Consider the following 16,563-nt stretch of genomic DNA (forward strand, 5'->3'; position numbering starts at 1 on the left):
GAGAATAATATGATCGTACAAAATCAAATAGATCAACGCATAAATGAAGAATTGGATGTGCATCATATGACTCTCGAAAATGAGAGTTATATGCATAATGTACCGAAAGGAAGTGAGTCGCATTTTAAACTCGTTCTAGTGAGTGATGCGTTCGAAGGTAAGAGGTTGGTCCAGCGTCATCAGCTTGTTTACGGCGTTTTGCAAGATGAGATGACAAAGATACATGCTCTTGCTATGCATCTATACTCAATAAAAGAATGGAGTGAGCGCAACGCGCTTGCCCCTTCATCGCCAAAATGCCATGGAGGCGAGTAGGGGCAACAACCCTAACTCGATTAGCATATGAGTATTTCTATCACCGTTAATGATCCAAAAGATACCGCTACAATCACTATTGTTGGTAGCTTTGACTTCTCTTTGTTTAATGAGTTTCGAGCTGCTTATTCAGATCTCACTAAGTGTTATAAAACGTATGTGGTTGATATGAGCATGGTTGAGTATTTAGATAGTGCCGCTCTTGGTATGCTATTAAGTATGCGCAATGGTGTTGATGAGGGCAGTAATATTCAATTAACTGGTGCCAATGCTTTTATTAAAAATATCCTCATGATCTCGCGTTTTGATAAACGTTTTGATATCCGATAAAGGCTAAATAAATGAAGTTATTATGCGTAGACAGTGAACCCGTTTATCGCGAAATTATTTCTTTATGCGCTGAAAAAGAAGGCGTAACCGTCAACAGTGTGGCTACCTTTGATGAGGCCATTCTTGCTTTCGAAAACGACACTCCAGACATTGTCACGCTTGATGTTATTGTTAAGGGTGGCAGTGGTTATGATTTGGTTCAAAAACTCAAAACTTTATCGGGTAGCCGTTTTGTTCCAATGATTTTTCTCGCGTCCCATACCGCAGATTCAATTATGGATAAGTGCTTTAAGGCGGGTGCTGACGACTTCATTCCTAAGCCATTTAATGAGGTACTTTTCAATATCCGACTTAAAACGCATATGCGGCATGTCGAGTTAATGAAAGAAATGTATCGAAAAAATAAAGCACTAACCTACTATCAAACCATGATAGAGCGTGAGCATGAGATGGCTCATCATGTTCTTGATCACATTCAAACACGTAGTGAAAAGAACTCTGAACAAGTCGCAATCACTAGATTATCTGCTGCCAGTTTTAATGGCGATCTAGCCTTGGTAAAAACACGCTCTGACGGCGCACGTCTTGTATTTGTAGGGGATTTTACGGGTCATGGCTTGCCCGCTTCAATTGGTGCTTTGCCTGTTATGCAAACTTTTTTTGATGCTGCAGATGATGTTATCAGTGTGAATGAATTAGCTGCGCGTATTAATAAAATTCTTGTTAGCATTTTACCTGATTATATGTTTTGTGCGGGTTATCTAATCTTAATGACACAACGAGGTGACATCACTTATTGGGGCGGAGGTATGCCTAATGCTCTTATTAGACGGGTCAGTGGGGAGCTTGATTACTTACAATCTAGCCATATGCCGTTAGGTATCCTTTCGGTGAGGGAGTTTGAGGCCGATCTGCAGAGTAATCACTTAGCTAAGGGGGATACGTTAGTTATTGTGTCTGATGGGGTTTTGGAACTAAAGAACTGCCGTGATGAGATGCTTGGTGAAGATCAAGTTAAAACGCTCATCTCATGTGTATACGGCGAAGAAAATTTAATAGTTGCACAACAAAATATAGAAATAAAACTCGCTGATTATCAGGGAGAATCAGAGCAACTAGATGATATAACTCTTGTTGCCCTAAGAAGTTCTTGCTTGCCATCATGATATGCAAGCAAGGTATTCAGGCTTCAGGCTAAGATTTTTTACCGCTTTTTTTCTTGTTATTGCTCTTTGACTTCGTTTTAGGTTGAGCTTTTGGGAATGGGCGCTTTTCAGGCTCTGTGCGGAGCACCAAGAATAAATCAGTTACTACTTCTGGAATTTGCGCAATGCATGAAGCGGTTAGTTTTTCACTTTGGCGGATTTGCACAACTTCTTCATCATCAAACAAATCTGAAGCAACCATAATAGGCAGAAGCAGCTCAGCAACAACTTCTTCTTTTTCAGCCTCAAACCAGTGACTTTCTGTCATAAATACGCCTTCCATAAAACCGGTGGCCCATTCTTGCAGTTCACTGAGTTCTTCCGGTGATGAACCCATTTCAAGCTCACAAGGCACCATAAAGCCATCTTCGGATTCTAACTCTTTTTGAATATCAACAAAAAGACGAGATAGGTACTGAAGAATTTGCTTTTCTTGTTTTTCATTCTCGAATTGCGGTGTTTCTTCAAAAATAACGGGTAGCCATTTATCTTCCGCTGTCAAAGCAGGGCAAATAGATAGTGCGGTCAAGAAGCCATGAGCCATAACGAAGTTCTGGCATTCTTCATGAACTTGATCCGACTCCAAAAAATTTTCTAACGTCTCTAACTCAAGATCATCAAGAGGTTGGTGTGCCATGCAAATGTTTCCCTAATACAAATTAAGTGAGTGATTCTAGCTAAAAGAAGGCGAAAAATCGATGCAGAAAGTGCTGTGTTAAGGGATAATTCGCAAATGAATTTAAAGACGCTCACACTTTCACGTTTAGGCTACTCTGAATATCGCCCTTTGCAAGAGGAGGCGATCGATGCCTTATGCGCAGGACAGGACGTTTTACTTGCTGCACCTACTGGCGGCGGTAAGTCTTTGGCCTATCAAGCCGCTGGATTGATGCGAAATGGTGTTGCCGTCATTGTCAGTCCGTTGCTGTCTCTTATGTCCCAGCAGGTACAAGAGTTGAACAAAAAAGGCATTAGAGCCAAGTTCCTGAACTCTACTTTGAACCCTGGAGAACAAGATGACTTGGTTTGGGCTTTGCGACATCAGCATATTGACTTACTGTATTTATCTCCAGAAAAACTGGTTCAACCATCGGTTATAGGTTTTCTTCACAGCTTTGATATTTCACTATTCGCTATTGATGAAGCCCATTGCATTTCACAGTGGGGGAGTTTTTTTCGACCAGAGTACAGTCAACTTGGGCAACTAAAATCTTCATTTCCTGACGTTCCTATTATTGCTTTAACTGGCACCGTTGATCAAAAAACCATGACAACGATTCAAGGGTCATTGCAACTTAACAATTGCTTGGTATTACGTAATAGCTTCGACCGCACCAATATTAAAATTCAAATTGCGCAAAAAAGAAAAGCCAAGCAACAAATTTTGTATTTTTTGCATCATGAGGTCCCCGGTGAAACTGGCATAATTTATTGTCGCTCACGAAAAAAAACCGAAGAGCTTTCCTTTTGGTTAAGCGATCTTGGCTTGCCAAGTTTGAGCTACCATGCCGCCATGTTAGAAGAAGACAAACAGAAGAATCATAAGATTTTTTCTGAACAACAAGGCACGATTATGGTGGCGACCACCGCATATGGAATGGGGATTGATGTTGCCCATGTCAGGTTTGTGGTTCATTTAGATTTGCCTAGCAGTCCAGAGTCCTATTTTCAGGAAGTGGGACGTGCAGGGCGTGATGGAAAACCGGCTAAATCTCTTTTACTCTACGGCTTACAAGATATGCTGCAAGCGCAACAATTGGCAGCTCTGCAGCCTTTATCTGCAGAAAGCGAGCTACAGCATTTGAGCAGTTTATTTCGTATTTTAGAAGGACGAGGCTGTAGAAGGCAAAATTTGCTAGCGCATTTTGATGAAAGTATTCCAGCTTGCCAGCATTGTGATAGGTGTCTATCAAGCAAGTCTGAACAAAATATGACGACGGCTAGCCAAAAGCTTTTGTCTTTGATTTACCACACTAAAGGGCTACAACCTTTTTCACTGCTTATTCAAGTTTTGCTAGGTAAAAAAACCAAATCTGTTTCTGCTATTAGCGCTCAATCGCTGGCTTTATTTGGTAAAGGAAAAGAGCTGAGTGAAGTTCAGTGGAAATCGGTTATTAGGCATTTAATTGCTTATGATTACATTACACTTGGTCCTTCAAGTATTTTTACTGTACAAATCAACGAGAAATCACGAAGCGTACTGCAAGGGAAAAACCAAATTATTATCCCTAGTGAACACTATTACCCGACTCTTCAAGAAGAGCAGCTTGCAGTAGACAGTCTTAATTGGCATAAGGTTTTGGCTTGGAAGTACAGTCATGACAAAACAGATCTTAGTGAAACTCAGCTTAGGTTAATTTGTTTACATAAACCAAAATCTGTCGCTTCATTAAGCCGTCTAACTGGCTTATCAAAAGATAAAGTGGCAGATTTTGCTGATACACTCATTAAACTCATCCATGATGTTGATCCCGAAGAGGCTGACACTCTATGCCCTTAAGTTCGCAGCAGACAAACGTAAGTCATGAAGAAGATGTGTTGAGCCTCGTTATTCAAAAGGCAAATGAGTGTTTTGATAAAGCGGATGCTTTTTTTGGCAATAAATTTAAACGCTCAACGTGTAATTTGAAGCAAAGAGGTCGGGCAGCAGGTACCGCCCACTTGCAAAAAAATGAACTGCGTTTTAATCATTTTATGTACCATCAAAACCCTGTTGAGTTCTTAGATACTGTTGTCCCTCATGAAGTTGCACACATCATCGTTTTTCAGATCTATGGCAATACGGTAAAACCTCATGGCAAGGAGTGGAAAGCGGTTATGCTTAAAGTATACGGAATTTCACCTAGCAGAACCCATTCTTTTGAGGTGCCCCCTCAAAAGCAATCTTATGAATACCATTGCGCCTGTCAAAAACATCAATTTACTAAACAACGTCATACAAGAGCCCAAAGAGGCGTTGAGTACATCTGCAAAGATTGTCGTTCCACATTACAATTTGTTAGCAAAAATAAGTAACGCCCTTTAAAGCAACGCTAAAAAATGATTTTTTATGCACTTTTGCCTTATAACATCCATTTTTGATGCGATAGATGCATCCTTATAGTAATATAGACGCGTTTTGTTTACAGCGTGTATATGATGGATTTATCTAATCGACCTAAAGAAAAATTAGAGCTTAATAAGCTCCAAAAACGCCTTCGCAGATTAACGGGCCAAGCTATTGCTGATTTCAATATGATTGAGGATGGCGATAAAGTTATGGTGTGTTTATCAGGAGGTAAAGATTCTTATACTATGCTTGAGATTTTGCGAAATCTGCAGGCAAGTGCACCGATAAGCTTCAGTATTATTGCTGTGAATCTAGACCAAAAGCAACCTGGCTTTCCGGAGCATATTTTACCTGCATACCTAGAAGAGCTTGGTGTGGATTTTCACATTCTAGAACGAGATACTTACAGCATTGTAAAAGAAATCGTTCCTGAAGGGAAAACGACATGTGGGTTGTGTTCACGCCTACGCCGTGGTTCTTTATATGGTTTTGCTGAAGAAATTGGGGCCACCAAAATTGCCCTTGGTCACCACCGAGATGACATTTTGGAGACGTTATTTTTAAACATGTTTTTTGGTGGGAAACTAAAATCCATGCCGCCTAAATTGTTGAGTGACGACGGAAAGCACGTTGTTATTCGACCATTGGCTTACTGCAAAGAAGAAGATATTGAAGCGTTTGCGACAATGAAGGAATATCCAATCATTCCATGCAATCTTTGTGGTTCACAAGAAAATTTACAAAGACAAGTCGTGAAAGACATGTTGCAAAAGTGGGAGAAGGAGTTTCCTGGGAGAACAGAAACCATGTTCTCTGCTATGCAAAACATTGTTCCCTCACACTTAGCAGACACAAACTTATTTGACTTTAAAGGCTTAAAGCAGGAACCTGCGGCTTTTGACCGATTAAATATTATTTCACTATAGGGTAATAGAAATGAATCTTACACATAAAACGTTACTACTAACCGCCTGCATTTTTGGCTCGTCTGTCGTTAGCGCCTCTACTGCTGGTGTTAGCTTAACAAATGACACTGTAAAAGGTGATGTGAACTTAGAGATGGGCAGTTTTGGTGTAGATGCTGGTATCACCCATGATAAAGATGAAAGTACCTCTACGGCTCATTTGGGTTTAAGTGTGCAAGATTCAGATACTAGTGGTCCTTTACAGGTTGGTATTGGTGCTCGATTATATGCGATTGATGCGAACTTGGATGAAGAGGATGACTTATCTATAGCGCTTGCATTAGGTGGCTGGTACCGTTACACAATACCTCAAGCGAACCGAGTTAGTATTTACGGCTCAGTATATTATTCACCTGAAGTGCTGTCTTTTACAAACCTAGACCACATGTACACTTACGAATTCCGAGCAGAATATATGACCATGCGAAATGCTCGAGCTTATATTAGCTACGGCAGAAATGTCACTGTATATGATGATGGGTTCCGTAAAGAAAGTAGCAAAGGCCTTTCCGTAGGTGCCACTGTAGATTTTTAATCTATTTGATAAATAAAAAAAGGTGGCTTTGCCACCTTTTTTTATTTAACTGACAAAAATCATTCGCCATCATAAGCGCATAAGCTGAATACAGGTACATCACTGTCTCTCAACTTCTGGCTTCCACCTAGATCAGGTAAATCTATAATGGCTGCCACTTCTTTAATATTTGCACCTTGGCTCGTTAATAGCTTGATAGCGGCTAATAGAGTGCCGCCAGTAGCGATCAAGTCATCAAACAATAGCACTTCATCACCAGCTTTCACTGCGCCTTCTTGAATTTCTAACTCAGCTTCACCATATTCTAGAGCGTATTTCTGCGAAATAGTCTTACCAGGAAGTTTGCCTTTTTTGCGTACTAAAATCAGTGGTTTTTGTAGCTCGTAAGCAAGTACGGCTGCGATCAAAAAACCGCGAGCATCAATACAGGCTATATGAGTGATATCAGTTGCAATATAACGATGCACGTAAGCATCTACAACCATTCTCATGCCTTTAGGATCGCTAAAAATAGGGGTGATATCCCTAAAGCTAATGCCTTCTTTTGGCCAGTCTTCTATTGTTTGAATTAGTGATTTAACGTAAAAATCGTCGTAGAGCATTACAGTATAGCCTCATTTTATGATTCAAATGCGCGCGATTTTACCACAATCACTAGCAACCCCAACGAGTTTTTGAATTTCTGGGAAATCAATTATCTCAATTTCCTTACCCTCAACATGTATAAGCTCATTTTTCTGGAAACGAGTAATAACACGGCTGACCGTTTCTACAGCAAGGCCTAGGTAATTACCAATTTCACCACGAGACATGGATAGACGAAAAGAGCTTGCTGAGTACCCACGTTTTTTGAATCGGTTAGATAGATTTAATAAGAAAGAAGCTACTTTTTCATCTGCATTCTTTTTTCCTAACAAAACCATCATTTGTTGATCATCCGATATTTTACGACTCATCACTTTAAATAGTTGATGCTTTAATGATGGTATCTGTGAAGACAACTCTTCAAGATGGCTAAATGGAATCTCGCATACCGTGGTTGTTTCTAATGCTTTTGCTGAGACAGGGTAAATATTGGAGTCAATACCACTCAGACCTACCAATTCACTAGGACAGTAAAAGCCAGTAATTTGCTCTTCTCCAACAGACGTAATGTTAAAGGTTTTTAGGGTTCCTGAGCGCACTGCGTAAACAGAATCAAACGCTTCACCTTGTCGAAACAAAAACTCCCCCTTCTTAAGGGGTTTTTTTCGTTCAATAATCTGGTCTAATCTATTGATATCCTCATCCGCCAACGCAATTGGCAGGCAAAGAGCGCTCAAGCTACAGTTTTGACATTGTGAGGTAAGCGTACTGTTGAACCGTGATTGTGTGTGTGTCATTGACATGTTTATCTCCCTGATCCCGACTTATATGACTTTTGAATATTTTATAGTGCCGTTAAGATATTTATCAAAAGCCATACAAATACAGCGAATTAATAATCTACCACGCTCTGTAACCTGAATAGTGGTCTGCATTCCACTAAGATTAATTTCTAGCATCCCATCTTCCAGTATAGGAGCAAGAGCTTCAACCTCATCAGAAAAATAGTCAAAGAAGTGAATATTATACTTTTTCTCAATGACGGCTGTGTTAAGTTCAAATTGTGAGATTAGCGTCATTATAACCTGATGTCGAATTCTATCATCAAGATTACTAATATACCCTTTAGCGATGGCTAATTGTCCCTTTTCAATACTTGCTCTATAAGCGGATAAATCGGTATGGTTTTGAATGTAGACTCCATTTAAATCGCTTATGGCAGAGACGCCAAACGCAACCAAATCTGTACCTGCATGAGTTGTATAGCCTTGAAAGTTACGCTGTAGCTTACCTTGCTTCTGCGCAATTGCTAAGCTGTCGTTAGGTTTGGCGAAATGATCCATGCCGATATAATCATATCCGGCTGAAATCAGGTACTCGATACTCATTTTTAGAAGGTCTAACTTTATGCTGGATATCGGCAAACTGTCATCTGAAATTCGTCGCTGGGCGCGGAATCGATCAGGTAAGTGGGCATAGTTAAAAAGAGAAATTCGCTCTGGAGACAGTTCAACCACATGAGCCAATGTCTCTTTAAAGCCTTCAATAGATTGATAAGGTAAGCCATAAATCAGATCGAAATTAATCGATTTGATGCCCAGATCGCGAGAATATTCGACAAGGTCGGACACCATTTCAATAGGCTGTACGCGGTGAATGGCTTCTTGAACTTTTGTATCAAAATCCTGAACACCAATACTGATCCGATTAATGCCTTTTTCAGTTAATAATTTTAGTTTAGATCGGCTAATTTCTCTTGGGTCAATTTCGATGCTGTAATCTTGTGTCCCGTCATTAATTAAATTAAAATTTTGCTGAATATTATCAAACAAGACATCAATTAACGCCTCAGTCAGAAAAGTCGGCGTGCCACCACCAAAATGTAACTGTGTTACTTCTTTTGTATGATCCAGCATGAGACTACGTAATCTCATCTCTTCACCTAGTAGTTCTACGTACTCTGCGCCTTTTTCGTACTGTTTGGTGACAATTTTATTGCATGCACAGTAGTAACAAAGGTGAGCGCAAAACGGAATATGAAAATACAGGCTAAGGGGAGCCTCAGAAGGCATTAACATCTTATCAATCAGTGCAATTTTACTGATGCCAGAGTCAAACTGAGGCGCTGTCGGATAAGAAGTATAGCGGGGCCCGGATAAATCGTACTTAGCGATAAGTGAAGAATCCCAAATCATGATGCGTTCCTATTAAAATTTCTAATAGGAGTTTACCCTTTAGTGACAGAGTATTAGCTGACACAGATCAATACTTAGCAAACTGCAGGAAAAACCTTGCATTGCTTTAGTGCCAATAGTCTTTTAGCAAGGTACTAACTAAGGTTCCAATCTGTTTTAATAGAATTTTTTGAAATTATAAATATGAAATCTTTTCCTTTTTATCTTGCTCACGGCTCTGGTGCGGGACATAACAATACTTTTTTAAAGCTACTTTGCGATGCTATATCAAAACAAAGGCAAAAAACTGTTGTTCCTGTGACTTTTTCATACATGAAACAGCAAGAACTTACAGGGAAGAGGAGGCCGCCACCACGGTTTAATACTCTTATTCCAGAGTACGCTCGTTGTATCGAAAATGAAGAAGCGTGTATCGTCGCTGGCAAATCAATGGGTGGACGAGTAGCAACGCAGCTTTCACACCTACCTATGACAAAGGCTGTTGTGTGTTTTGGCTTTCCTTTCTATCCTGCAGGAAAGCCTGAGAAACATCGGCTAGCCTTCCTTGAAGAGTTACAAGTGCCGTGTCTTATCATTCAGGGAACACGAGATGCACTTGGGTCTTATGATTGGGTAACCCAACAATCACTACCAGATAATGTGAATATTATTTGGATAGAGGGTGCGGATCATGACTTTAAAACCCTAAAAAAATACAATAGAAGTATAGACGAGATTATTTTAGACCTAGCAGTTCAAACAAAAAGCTGGCTAGAAAAGAACACCTAAACCGAAGCTTAATATTGAGAGAAATATTATGGAACACCAAGCTCTGCTTGATGCTACAGACTTACTTTGCCCTGAGCCCGTCATGATGCTTCATGTTGAAATGCGTAAGCTGTCACCAAAAGAAGTGCTAAAAGTCATTGCAACGGATCCGTCAACAACACGTGATATTCCAAAATTTTGTCAATTCCTTGGTCACAAGCTTATGCAGCAAGTGCAAGAAGGAGATATCTATTACTATTGGATTGAAAAGAAGGCTAGTTAAAGAAGAAAGAGGCCAGATTGTCAAGATCTGGCCTCTTTCTTCTTAGCAAAATAAAAACCAAGGGGAAATTAAGCTACTCTCAGTTTTCTTGAGGGTTCTTTATGACCTAGTACTGCGCTTTGATATGTATGTGCGAAGCTAGAAAAACCAACATCGATATCCAAACGAAGCTGACGAGCGACATCGTTAGAAGAGATCAAACCACGTATAGCCTTAGTATCTTCATCGATAACCAGTAAATGCTGCAACTTATTGTTGCGCTGACTAAACAGAAGTGACTCAATATCAGAATTTTTAAGAGATGTGTAAGATAAAGCAAGTAGCGTTTCTTTCGCTCTCATCAAATCCGCCACCATGAGTTCTGATCGCTGAAAACCGTTAGCAACTTGCTTGATAAAAATATCTTCAGACAAATCTTCGAGACTAATAACTCCAATAAAATGATTGTCAGTGTCGACTACTATCTTCATACGTACATGCTCTTTTCTCATTAATTGAACAAGCTCATCCGCACGAGTATTGGACTCAATGACTCTAGGTCCCGCCTTTTGAAAGTCAGTAAAAACAGATAAAGCTGGAGAATATAGGTTTATATTTTCTGTCATTACAGGCCAAGTTAAATCGTTAACGCTTTTTGTAGATACATAAGTTAAAGTTTTCATGATAAATCCCCAATGTAAAAAAAAGATAGATTGCGCGTGGGTTATATCAATGAAAAAGGCGGGGCTCTGGGATTGGTGTGATCAATAATTTTACTGATAGCGGGAAGGCTATAATGCGGAAAAATGACAGCCATCGAGGTAGAAGCATGAGTTGTAAATGCAATAACTGCAAAGCTGTCGGCGTCTGGCTCATTGCTTTGATCAGGAACAACTACTTCATTAAATTTTTGTTCAGTAGAGGGTTCTAACCAACGAAACTGATTTGCTTCTTGAGCATTGGCGCGCTGAGATATCGTCAATAAAGACGATACAATAACGGCAATAATCATCAGCAACTGAATTTTCATGGCAATACCTAATCCTTGTTCCGTCTTCTAAATATAGGCTTGGCACAGACTAAATCCCAGTATTTTTTATGAAATGCCGCCTATTTTCACGATCAGACCTATTACTTAAAAATTGTGACCAATTTCAATATGGTTTGATCTATGTCGCTATTTTGCTCCTCAAATTCAGCTAATCTGTATTCAAGGTTACTCATTTATTGGGAGAATGTTATGAAAGCAGCTGTTGCAAGTGAGTTTGGTGCGATTTTGAAAATTGAAGATATAGCCAAGCCCAAAATAGAGGCTCATCAAATACTCGTAAAAATTCATGCTTGCGGAGTCTGTCACACTGATTTACATGCCTGTCATGGAGATTGGCCTGTCAAGCCAACGCTGCCCTTGATTCCTGGGCACGAAGGTGTGGGCGAGGTGGTAGAGGTCGGAAGTGCTGTTACGCATTTAAAAAATGGCGATCGAGTGGGTATACCATGGTTATTTAGCGCCTGCGGGCAATGCGAATATTGCCTAAGTGGTGACGAAAATCTATGCCTTTCACAACAAAATGCCGGATATTCCGTTAATGGGAGCTATGCTGAATATTGTGCGGCTGATGCTAACTATGTTGTAAAAGTGCCTGAGGGGTTAAATTATATTGAAGCCGCGCCTTTATTTTGTGCAGGCGTCACGACCTATAAAGCGCTAAAAGTTTCGGCAACGAAGCCTGGCGACTGGGTGGCCATTTTTGGGATAGGTGGTCTAGGTCATTTGGCTGTTCAATACGCGGTTGCTATGGGCTTAAGAGTGGTTGCCGTTGATACGGGCGAAGCCAAACGAGATCTTGCAACCTCATTGGGTGCAGAATACTTTTTTGACTTTAAAACGGATGACATTGTTAACGATATTTTAGATAAAACGAATGGTGTGCATGCAAGTGTTTGTACAGCCGTTAGCAAGGCTGGTTTTAGACAGAGTTACGATGTAGTGAGAAGAGGAGGTAAATGCGTCTTGGTTGGTTTACCGCCTGAAGATATGCCATTACCAATTTTTAATACTGTATTAAATGGCGTTAGTGTTGTTGGCTCCATTGTTGGGACTAGAAAAGATCTTCAAGAATGTTTGGAGTTTGCCGCACGCGGTAAAGTCAAAGCAATCATAGAAGAGAAAAAGCTCGAAGATATTAATGATATATTTTCAGATATGGAAAAGGGCGAGATCACTGGTCGAATAGTCATGTCTATGTAGTAATGCACAGAGCATGAAATAAAAAAGGGCGGAGCCATATGTGTGGTTACGCCCTTTTTAATGTGCCGCATAAATATCTATGCTGGTAGCATGATGGTTGCCTCGCCAGTTACAACCACTTTACCTTCACATTCACATACCGTTTTGAGTGTTGCACGGCGACGACGTTCATTGATATCCGTAACCGTTACCGTGGTCACTACTTCTTGACCGACAAAAACGGGGGCGCGGAATTTTAATGTCTGTTCTAAATAAATGCAGCCAGGACCTGGTAATTGAGTACCTATAGCCGCTGAAATGAACCCAGCCGTCAGCATGCCGTGAGCAATAGGCTTACCGAAAGATGTTGTTGCTGCATAATCCGCATCCAAATGTACTGGGTTTGTATCGCCCGTAACGTCTGCAAAAGCCTGCACATCGGCTTGTGTAACCAGTTTGCGATATTCAACATTTTGGTCTATTGCAAGTTGCTCTAGTGTATAGCCTGTTGTCATTACCAATCCTTATTTTGTCATTTTCGGTTATGGTACACTTTCGCCGGATTATTCTTAAGAGGTATCTATGGTTAAGTTAGTAATTTTTGATTGGGACGGTACCTTATTTGATTCCATCGACAACATATGTCATAGCATGCTGCAAGCTGGGCGTTTGGCAAATGCGCCTGTAAGAGTGAAAGACGACATAAAAAATATCATTGGATTATCACTTGATAAAGCCATCGACACAGTTTGGCCAGAACTAACCGCCATTCAGCAAAATGCCATTATTGAGCACTACAAGACTATTTATGTTGCATCCGATCAAACGCCACCCTTGGCATACCCAGGAGTGATAGATGTGCTGAACAAGCTAAAAGATTCAGGCATAAAAATGGCGGTGGCAACTGGTAAGAGTCGCCGAGGGCTTGAGCGAGTCATATCATTGACCAATACCAATCACTATTTCGTTGCATCTCGCTGTGCGGATGAAGCACTTTCAAAACCACATCCATTAATGCTAGAGCAAATATTGGCAGAGCTAAATATTCTGCCAGAACACGCCATCATGATTGGCGACACAGAATACGATCTAAACATGGCAACCAATGCTGGAATGAAAAGCATTGGTGTAACGTACGGCGCACATCATGAGGAGCGCCTAAGAGCTTGCCAGCCACACGCTATCATTAACGATTTCAATCAACTATCAAATATTTTAGGGCTATAGAAATGAGCTGGACAGAAGACGAAGATCGCGAGCAGTCACTTAAAAATACCGAAAGCCCGCATGCATCAACAGAAGAAAAAACCGAAAGATCACAGACAGACCCAAACAAAGAAATATGGTCTTTACTGGAAAAAACACTCAGTGAAAACCTTATTGAAAAACGCCGCGCTAGGCGCTGGAAAATTTTCTTTCGTTTTACCACGCTCGCTATTTTCTTGGCTGTGATTGGAGCATGGATTGCAAAATCAAACTTTCAAGACGTCACGCTAGAAGAGGACATTGTCGCCATGATCCCCATGCGTGGTGTCATCGGTGCTGATAATGAAATTGAGTCCTCCGAATTTGTAGGCTTGCTTGATGCTGCCTATCGCAACTCTCGTTTAAAAGGTGTCGTTATTGAAATGAATAGTCCGGGCGGTAGCCCAGTGCATTCCGGTATTATCTATGATGCAATTCGCGCCAAGGAGCAAAACTATCCAGAAATACCGGTTATTGTGGTTGTTGAGGATATGGCGGCTTCTGGCGGATATTACATAGCGTCTGCTGCAAATGAGATCTACGCAGATAAAGCCAGCTTAGTGGGCTCCATTGGCGTAATTTCATCTGGTTTTGATGCAAGTAACTTATTAGAAAAAATTGGTGTAGAGCGACGTACTTTCACTGCAGGACGCAATAAGGCCTTTCTTGATCCGTTCTCCCCAATGACAGAAGAAGCAAAACAAAAATGGCAGGCCGTATTGGATGAAACTCATCAGCAGTTCATCAATGCTATTAAAGAAGGCCGTGGTGATAGACTAGTCATTACAGATGATGTTTTCTCTGGCATGGTATTTACCGGTTCTCAGGCTGTAAAAATTGGCCTTATCGATGGTTTAGCTAGTGTAAATGGCATATTAGACTCACGCTTTCCAGATGCCGAACCTGTTGTTTATGAGCCAAAACAAGACTCATGGAAAGAGCTAGCCAAAGAGTTTGGTGTTGAAATGGCAACAAAAGTCATCAACACAACCAATATTCAATAATTTCAATCGCAATGCGACTAAGCTCCTACGGGAGTTTTTTTATTGCCTAAAATTAACACTCAGATGTCGGTTCATGAAGGATAGAAGCAACCAGTTTTATTAAAATCATAAATAAGATAAAATATTTATATAAATTATCATATTTAGACTTGGAGACAACTGATGGCTCGTAAAGCGAACATAGCAAGAGAAGAAATTCACCAAGCTTGTTGGGAGCTAATCGAAAAAAATAGCTTTCCCAATATACCTCGCTTAACTGAGTATTTTCTGCAAAAGGATGGGCGACGCTGTTCAAACACCACTTTTCTAAATGCGATTACTGACTGGGAAGAAGCCTATAAAGAACAGCAGCAACATGAATTAAGCGAACTTAATGATGTGTTGCTTCCTGTTTTTAAGCGTTTCTCAAGAGAAGTGACTCAAAACATTGGGCTGTTACTCGATGAAAAATCGTCCGAAATTGAACAGCATCAAATACGTAAACAAGAGGCAACACAAAGCGGTTATCTGTCTTTATCTTCAGCGCTAATTGAATTACAAAATACACACGACGCATTAACGTCAAAACACAAAGAAGTATGTACTGAAGCCGAATCGCTCCAGCAGAAACTTGCTTATAGCGAACAAAGGTACCAAGAGGTCATTGCTCAAAATTCAGTACTAACAAATCAGCTTAAACAAGAGCAGAAAGAAAGCACTGAGTTCAGAATTAATCTTGCTCAAAAAGAAGTGGATCTTGCCAAGCAAGACAATCAGCTTATAAAGCTAACCGAGGAAAACGTAAAATTGACTGCATTACTCGAAGAGCATCAAAACAATAAGGCTGCAGATGAAATGACAAAATGGCAAGAAATGACAAAAAAACTTGATGCATTAACCAGCTCAGTGAAAACCATGCAACGCAAAGATAGAGGCCCGAAACAATAACCGCTATAATGCGTCATTCGCCGTATCCGTGTATTCAAATTAAGAAGAGAAGATGAGCTACAAACAAACAGCCGTTCGTGATTTAACCACCATCAAAGATTATATTCGTTGGACATTCAGCCGTTTTCAACAAACGAACTTGTTTTACGGTCATGGTACAGATAATCCATGGGACGAAGCGGTTCAACTCGTAATGGGCGCGTTAAAGCTTCCTCTCGATTTTGATCGTGATATGCTGGACTGCGCACTGACTTATGATGAAAAAAAGCACATTCTTAAACTTGTTCAGACGCGTATCACCAAGCGCGAGCCATTACCGTACTTGTTAGGCGAAGCTTGGTTTATGGGGTTGCCATTTAAAGTCACCAAAGACACCTTAATTCCGCGCTCACCGATTATCTCGCTACTTGAAAGCGAATTTACCCCTTGGCTAAAAAACTACCCATTAAATATTTTAGATATGTGCACCGGCTCAGGCTGTTTAGGCATTGCCGCAGCCCTAGTGTTTGAAGATGCTGAAGTCGATATTTCAGACATCAGCGAAGCGGCACTTTTAGTGGCCAATGAGAATATTCAGCGCCATCAAGTGGAAGACAGAGTTCATGCCATTCACTCAGATATGTTTAAAGGCTTAGCAGGCAAACAATACGATCTTATTATTTGCAATCCACCTTATGTAGATGCCGAGGACTTTGAAAGCGCGCCAGCTGAGTTCCATAACGAGCCAGAATTGGCCTTAACATCCGGTGAAGATGGACTTAATTTTACCCACGAATTTTTAGCCCAAGTCGCGCATTATCTGCAAGATGACGGTATATTAGTATACGAAGTAGGAAACACCGAAGTAGCGTTACAAGCTGCTTACCCTCACATCCCCTTTATGTGGGTTGAATTAGAGCAGGGTGGTAATGGTGTTTTTATCCTAACGAAAGAACAACTTAGCGAACTATTACAAGAGCAGAAATAAAC

At 40.5% G+C, this 16,563-nt stretch carries 21 protein-coding genes; 14 read left to right on the forward strand and 7 right to left on the reverse strand.

What is annotated here, in order from left to right:
- The first annotated feature begins 9 nt into the window (after nucleotides 1–9).
- From AC2A4J_RS11180 to AC2A4J_RS11190, 3 genes are read left to right on the forward strand one after another with little or no spacing between them, the layout of a single operon-like run.
- Nucleotides 10–315, forward strand: coding sequence for a BolA family protein (locus tag AC2A4J_RS11180; protein WP_484176051.1), 306 nt, complete (start codon nucleotides 10–12; stop codon nucleotides 313–315).
- A 27-nt stretch (nucleotides 316–342) separates the two neighbouring features.
- Nucleotides 343–645: an STAS domain-containing protein gene (locus tag AC2A4J_RS11185; RefSeq protein ID WP_255829197.1), complete on the forward strand. Its 303-nt coding sequence runs from the start codon at nucleotides 343–345 to the stop codon at nucleotides 643–645.
- An 11-nt stretch (nucleotides 646–656) separates the two neighbouring features.
- Nucleotides 657–1,811, forward strand: a complete 1,155-nt coding sequence (locus tag AC2A4J_RS11190; protein WP_484176052.1) for a SpoIIE family protein phosphatase — start codon at nucleotides 657–659, stop codon at nucleotides 1,809–1,811.
- A gap of 28 nt (nucleotides 1,812–1,839) precedes the next feature.
- On the opposite strand, the gene AC2A4J_RS11195 is transcribed toward AC2A4J_RS11190, so the two are convergent.
- Complete coding sequence (locus AC2A4J_RS11195; protein WP_255829199.1) at nucleotides 1,840–2,487, reverse strand: UPF0149 family protein; 648 nt, start codon at nucleotides 2,485–2,487, stop codon at nucleotides 1,840–1,842.
- A gap of 96 nt (nucleotides 2,488–2,583) precedes the next feature.
- On the opposite strand from AC2A4J_RS11195, the gene AC2A4J_RS11200 reads away from it, so the two are divergent.
- The 4 genes from AC2A4J_RS11200 (at nucleotide 2,584) to AC2A4J_RS11215 (ending at nucleotide 6,399) form a co-directional block, all read left to right on the forward strand.
- Nucleotides 2,584–4,350 carry a RecQ family ATP-dependent DNA helicase gene (locus AC2A4J_RS11200; RefSeq protein WP_484176053.1) on the forward strand — a complete coding sequence of 589 codons (1,767 nt, stop codon included), beginning with the start codon at nucleotides 2,584–2,586 and terminating at the stop codon, nucleotides 4,348–4,350.
- The gene (locus tag AC2A4J_RS11205) at nucleotides 4,341–4,865 is read left to right on the forward strand and encodes a SprT family zinc-dependent metalloprotease (RefSeq protein WP_484176054.1); all 525 of its coding nucleotides are present in this window, start codon (nucleotides 4,341–4,343) and stop codon (nucleotides 4,863–4,865) included. The genes AC2A4J_RS11200 and AC2A4J_RS11205 overlap by 10 nt, the downstream gene beginning before the upstream one ends.
- Before the next feature lie 120 nt (nucleotides 4,866–4,985).
- Nucleotides 4,986–5,825, forward strand: coding sequence for a tRNA 2-thiocytidine(32) synthetase TtcA (ttcA, locus tag AC2A4J_RS11210; RefSeq protein ID WP_255829202.1), 840 nt, complete (start codon nucleotides 4,986–4,988; stop codon nucleotides 5,823–5,825).
- Between the two features lie 10 nt (nucleotides 5,826–5,835).
- Complete coding sequence (locus AC2A4J_RS11215) at nucleotides 5,836–6,399, forward strand: YfaZ family outer membrane protein (RefSeq protein ID WP_484176055.1); 564 nt, start codon at nucleotides 5,836–5,838, stop codon at nucleotides 6,397–6,399.
- Nucleotides 6,400–6,458: 59 nt separating this feature from the next.
- Here AC2A4J_RS11215 and AC2A4J_RS11220 read toward each other — a convergent pair whose 3' ends face one another.
- Genes AC2A4J_RS11220 through hemN form a run of 3 tightly spaced genes read right to left on the reverse strand, consistent with a single transcriptional unit; the run spans nucleotide 6,459 to nucleotide 9,179 of the window.
- Nucleotides 6,459–7,001 (reverse strand): adenine phosphoribosyltransferase, encoded by a 543-nt coding sequence (locus AC2A4J_RS11220; protein WP_484176056.1) that lies wholly within the window; start codon nucleotides 6,999–7,001, stop codon nucleotides 6,459–6,461.
- Nucleotides 7,002–7,025: 24 nt separating this feature from the next.
- Entirely contained in the window at nucleotides 7,026–7,787 is a 762-nt protein-coding gene (gene fnr / locus AC2A4J_RS11225; protein ID WP_484176057.1) for a fumarate/nitrate reduction transcriptional regulator Fnr, read from the reverse strand.
- Nucleotides 7,788–7,808: 21 nt separating this feature from the next.
- Complete coding sequence (gene hemN / locus AC2A4J_RS11230; protein ID WP_484176058.1) at nucleotides 7,809–9,179, reverse strand: oxygen-independent coproporphyrinogen III oxidase; 1,371 nt, start codon at nucleotides 9,177–9,179, stop codon at nucleotides 7,809–7,811.
- Between the two features lie 183 nt (nucleotides 9,180–9,362).
- Here hemN and AC2A4J_RS11235 point away from each other — a divergent pair, with 183 nt between their 5' ends.
- Nucleotides 9,363–9,947 (forward strand): alpha/beta family hydrolase, encoded by a 585-nt coding sequence (locus AC2A4J_RS11235; RefSeq protein WP_484176059.1) that lies wholly within the window; start codon nucleotides 9,363–9,365, stop codon nucleotides 9,945–9,947.
- Between the two features lie 28 nt (nucleotides 9,948–9,975).
- On the forward strand, nucleotides 9,976–10,209 hold the full coding sequence (gene tusA, locus AC2A4J_RS11240; RefSeq protein ID WP_255829208.1) for a sulfurtransferase TusA: 234 nt from the start codon (nucleotides 9,976–9,978) through the stop codon (nucleotides 10,207–10,209).
- A 68-nt stretch (nucleotides 10,210–10,277) separates the two neighbouring features.
- Here tusA and AC2A4J_RS11245 read toward each other — a convergent pair whose 3' ends face one another.
- On the reverse strand, nucleotides 10,278–10,871 hold the full coding sequence (locus AC2A4J_RS11245; RefSeq protein WP_484176060.1) for a CBS domain-containing protein: 594 nt from the start codon (nucleotides 10,869–10,871) through the stop codon (nucleotides 10,278–10,280).
- 41 nt (nucleotides 10,872–10,912) lie between these two features.
- On the reverse strand, nucleotides 10,913–11,218 hold the full coding sequence (locus tag AC2A4J_RS11250; RefSeq protein ID WP_484176061.1) for a hypothetical protein: 306 nt from the start codon (nucleotides 11,216–11,218) through the stop codon (nucleotides 10,913–10,915).
- A 210-nt stretch (nucleotides 11,219–11,428) separates the two neighbouring features.
- Between AC2A4J_RS11250 and adhP the strand changes: the two genes are divergently transcribed.
- On the forward strand, nucleotides 11,429–12,439 hold the full coding sequence (gene adhP, locus AC2A4J_RS11255) for an alcohol dehydrogenase AdhP (protein ID WP_255829213.1): 1,011 nt from the start codon (nucleotides 11,429–11,431) through the stop codon (nucleotides 12,437–12,439).
- Nucleotides 12,440–12,516: 77 nt separating this feature from the next.
- On the opposite strand, the gene AC2A4J_RS11260 is transcribed toward adhP, so the two are convergent.
- Nucleotides 12,517–12,933 (reverse strand): MaoC family dehydratase, encoded by a 417-nt coding sequence (locus tag AC2A4J_RS11260; RefSeq protein ID WP_255829214.1) that lies wholly within the window; start codon nucleotides 12,931–12,933, stop codon nucleotides 12,517–12,519.
- Between the two features lie 67 nt (nucleotides 12,934–13,000).
- Between AC2A4J_RS11260 and AC2A4J_RS11265 the strand changes: the two genes are divergently transcribed.
- The 4 genes from AC2A4J_RS11265 to prmB all read left to right on the forward strand — a co-directional run bounded on the left by AC2A4J_RS11265 (nucleotide 13,001) and on the right by prmB (nucleotide 16,561).
- Nucleotides 13,001–13,645 carry an HAD-IIIA family hydrolase gene (locus tag AC2A4J_RS11265; protein ID WP_255829216.1) on the forward strand — a complete coding sequence of 215 codons (645 nt, stop codon included), beginning with the start codon at nucleotides 13,001–13,003 and terminating at the stop codon, nucleotides 13,643–13,645.
- 2 nt (nucleotides 13,646–13,647) lie between these two features.
- Nucleotides 13,648–14,667: a signal peptide peptidase SppA gene (gene sppA / locus AC2A4J_RS11270; protein WP_484176062.1), complete on the forward strand. Its 1,020-nt coding sequence runs from the start codon at nucleotides 13,648–13,650 to the stop codon at nucleotides 14,665–14,667.
- A 162-nt stretch (nucleotides 14,668–14,829) separates the two neighbouring features.
- Entirely contained in the window at nucleotides 14,830–15,594 is a 765-nt protein-coding gene (locus AC2A4J_RS11275) for a hypothetical protein (RefSeq protein ID WP_484176063.1), read from the forward strand.
- Between the two features lie 52 nt (nucleotides 15,595–15,646).
- Nucleotides 15,647–16,561 (forward strand): 50S ribosomal protein L3 N(5)-glutamine methyltransferase, encoded by a 915-nt coding sequence (prmB, locus tag AC2A4J_RS11280; RefSeq protein ID WP_114412537.1) that lies wholly within the window; start codon nucleotides 15,647–15,649, stop codon nucleotides 16,559–16,561.
- The last annotated feature ends 2 nt before the right edge of the window (nucleotides 16,562–16,563 follow it).

Source organism: Marinomonas sp. ATLA20, from assembly GCF_057180105.1.

Coding starts and splice junctions, on each gene's coding strand:
- AC2A4J_RS11180 (WP_484176051.1), top strand. CDS start 10: ATGATCGTACAAAATCAAATAGATCAACGCATAAATGAAGAATTGGAT.
- AC2A4J_RS11185 (WP_255829197.1), top strand. CDS start 343: ATGAGTATTTCTATCACCGTTAATGATCCAAAAGATACCGCTACAATC.
- AC2A4J_RS11190 (WP_484176052.1), top strand. CDS start 657: ATGAAGTTATTATGCGTAGACAGTGAACCCGTTTATCGCGAAATTATT.
- AC2A4J_RS11195 (WP_255829199.1), bottom strand. CDS start 2,487: ATGGCACACCAACCTCTTGATGATCTTGAGTTAGAGACGTTAGAAAAT.
- AC2A4J_RS11200 (WP_484176053.1), top strand. CDS start 2,584: ATGAATTTAAAGACGCTCACACTTTCACGTTTAGGCTACTCTGAATAT.
- AC2A4J_RS11205 (WP_484176054.1), top strand. CDS start 4,341: ATGCCCTTAAGTTCGCAGCAGACAAACGTAAGTCATGAAGAAGATGTG.
- ttcA (WP_255829202.1), top strand. CDS start 4,986: ATGATGGATTTATCTAATCGACCTAAAGAAAAATTAGAGCTTAATAAG.
- AC2A4J_RS11215 (WP_484176055.1), top strand. CDS start 5,836: ATGAATCTTACACATAAAACGTTACTACTAACCGCCTGCATTTTTGGC.
- AC2A4J_RS11220 (WP_484176056.1), bottom strand. CDS start 7,001: ATGCTCTACGACGATTTTTACGTTAAATCACTAATTCAAACAATAGAA.
- fnr (WP_484176057.1), bottom strand. CDS start 7,787: ATGTCAATGACACACACACAATCACGGTTCAACAGTACGCTTACCTCA.
- hemN (WP_484176058.1), bottom strand. CDS start 9,179: ATGATTTGGGATTCTTCACTTATCGCTAAGTACGATTTATCCGGGCCC.
- AC2A4J_RS11235 (WP_484176059.1), top strand. CDS start 9,363: ATGAAATCTTTTCCTTTTTATCTTGCTCACGGCTCTGGTGCGGGACAT.
- tusA (WP_255829208.1), top strand. CDS start 9,976: ATGGAACACCAAGCTCTGCTTGATGCTACAGACTTACTTTGCCCTGAG.
- AC2A4J_RS11245 (WP_484176060.1), bottom strand. CDS start 10,871: ATGAAAACTTTAACTTATGTATCTACAAAAAGCGTTAACGATTTAACT.
- AC2A4J_RS11250 (WP_484176061.1), bottom strand. CDS start 11,218: ATGAAAATTCAGTTGCTGATGATTATTGCCGTTATTGTATCGTCTTTA.
- adhP (WP_255829213.1), top strand. CDS start 11,429: ATGAAAGCAGCTGTTGCAAGTGAGTTTGGTGCGATTTTGAAAATTGAA.
- AC2A4J_RS11260 (WP_255829214.1), bottom strand. CDS start 12,933: ATGACAACAGGCTATACACTAGAGCAACTTGCAATAGACCAAAATGTT.
- AC2A4J_RS11265 (WP_255829216.1), top strand. CDS start 13,001: ATGGTTAAGTTAGTAATTTTTGATTGGGACGGTACCTTATTTGATTCC.
- sppA (WP_484176062.1), top strand. CDS start 13,648: ATGAGCTGGACAGAAGACGAAGATCGCGAGCAGTCACTTAAAAATACC.
- AC2A4J_RS11275 (WP_484176063.1), top strand. CDS start 14,830: ATGGCTCGTAAAGCGAACATAGCAAGAGAAGAAATTCACCAAGCTTGT.
- prmB (WP_114412537.1), top strand. CDS start 15,647: ATGAGCTACAAACAAACAGCCGTTCGTGATTTAACCACCATCAAAGAT.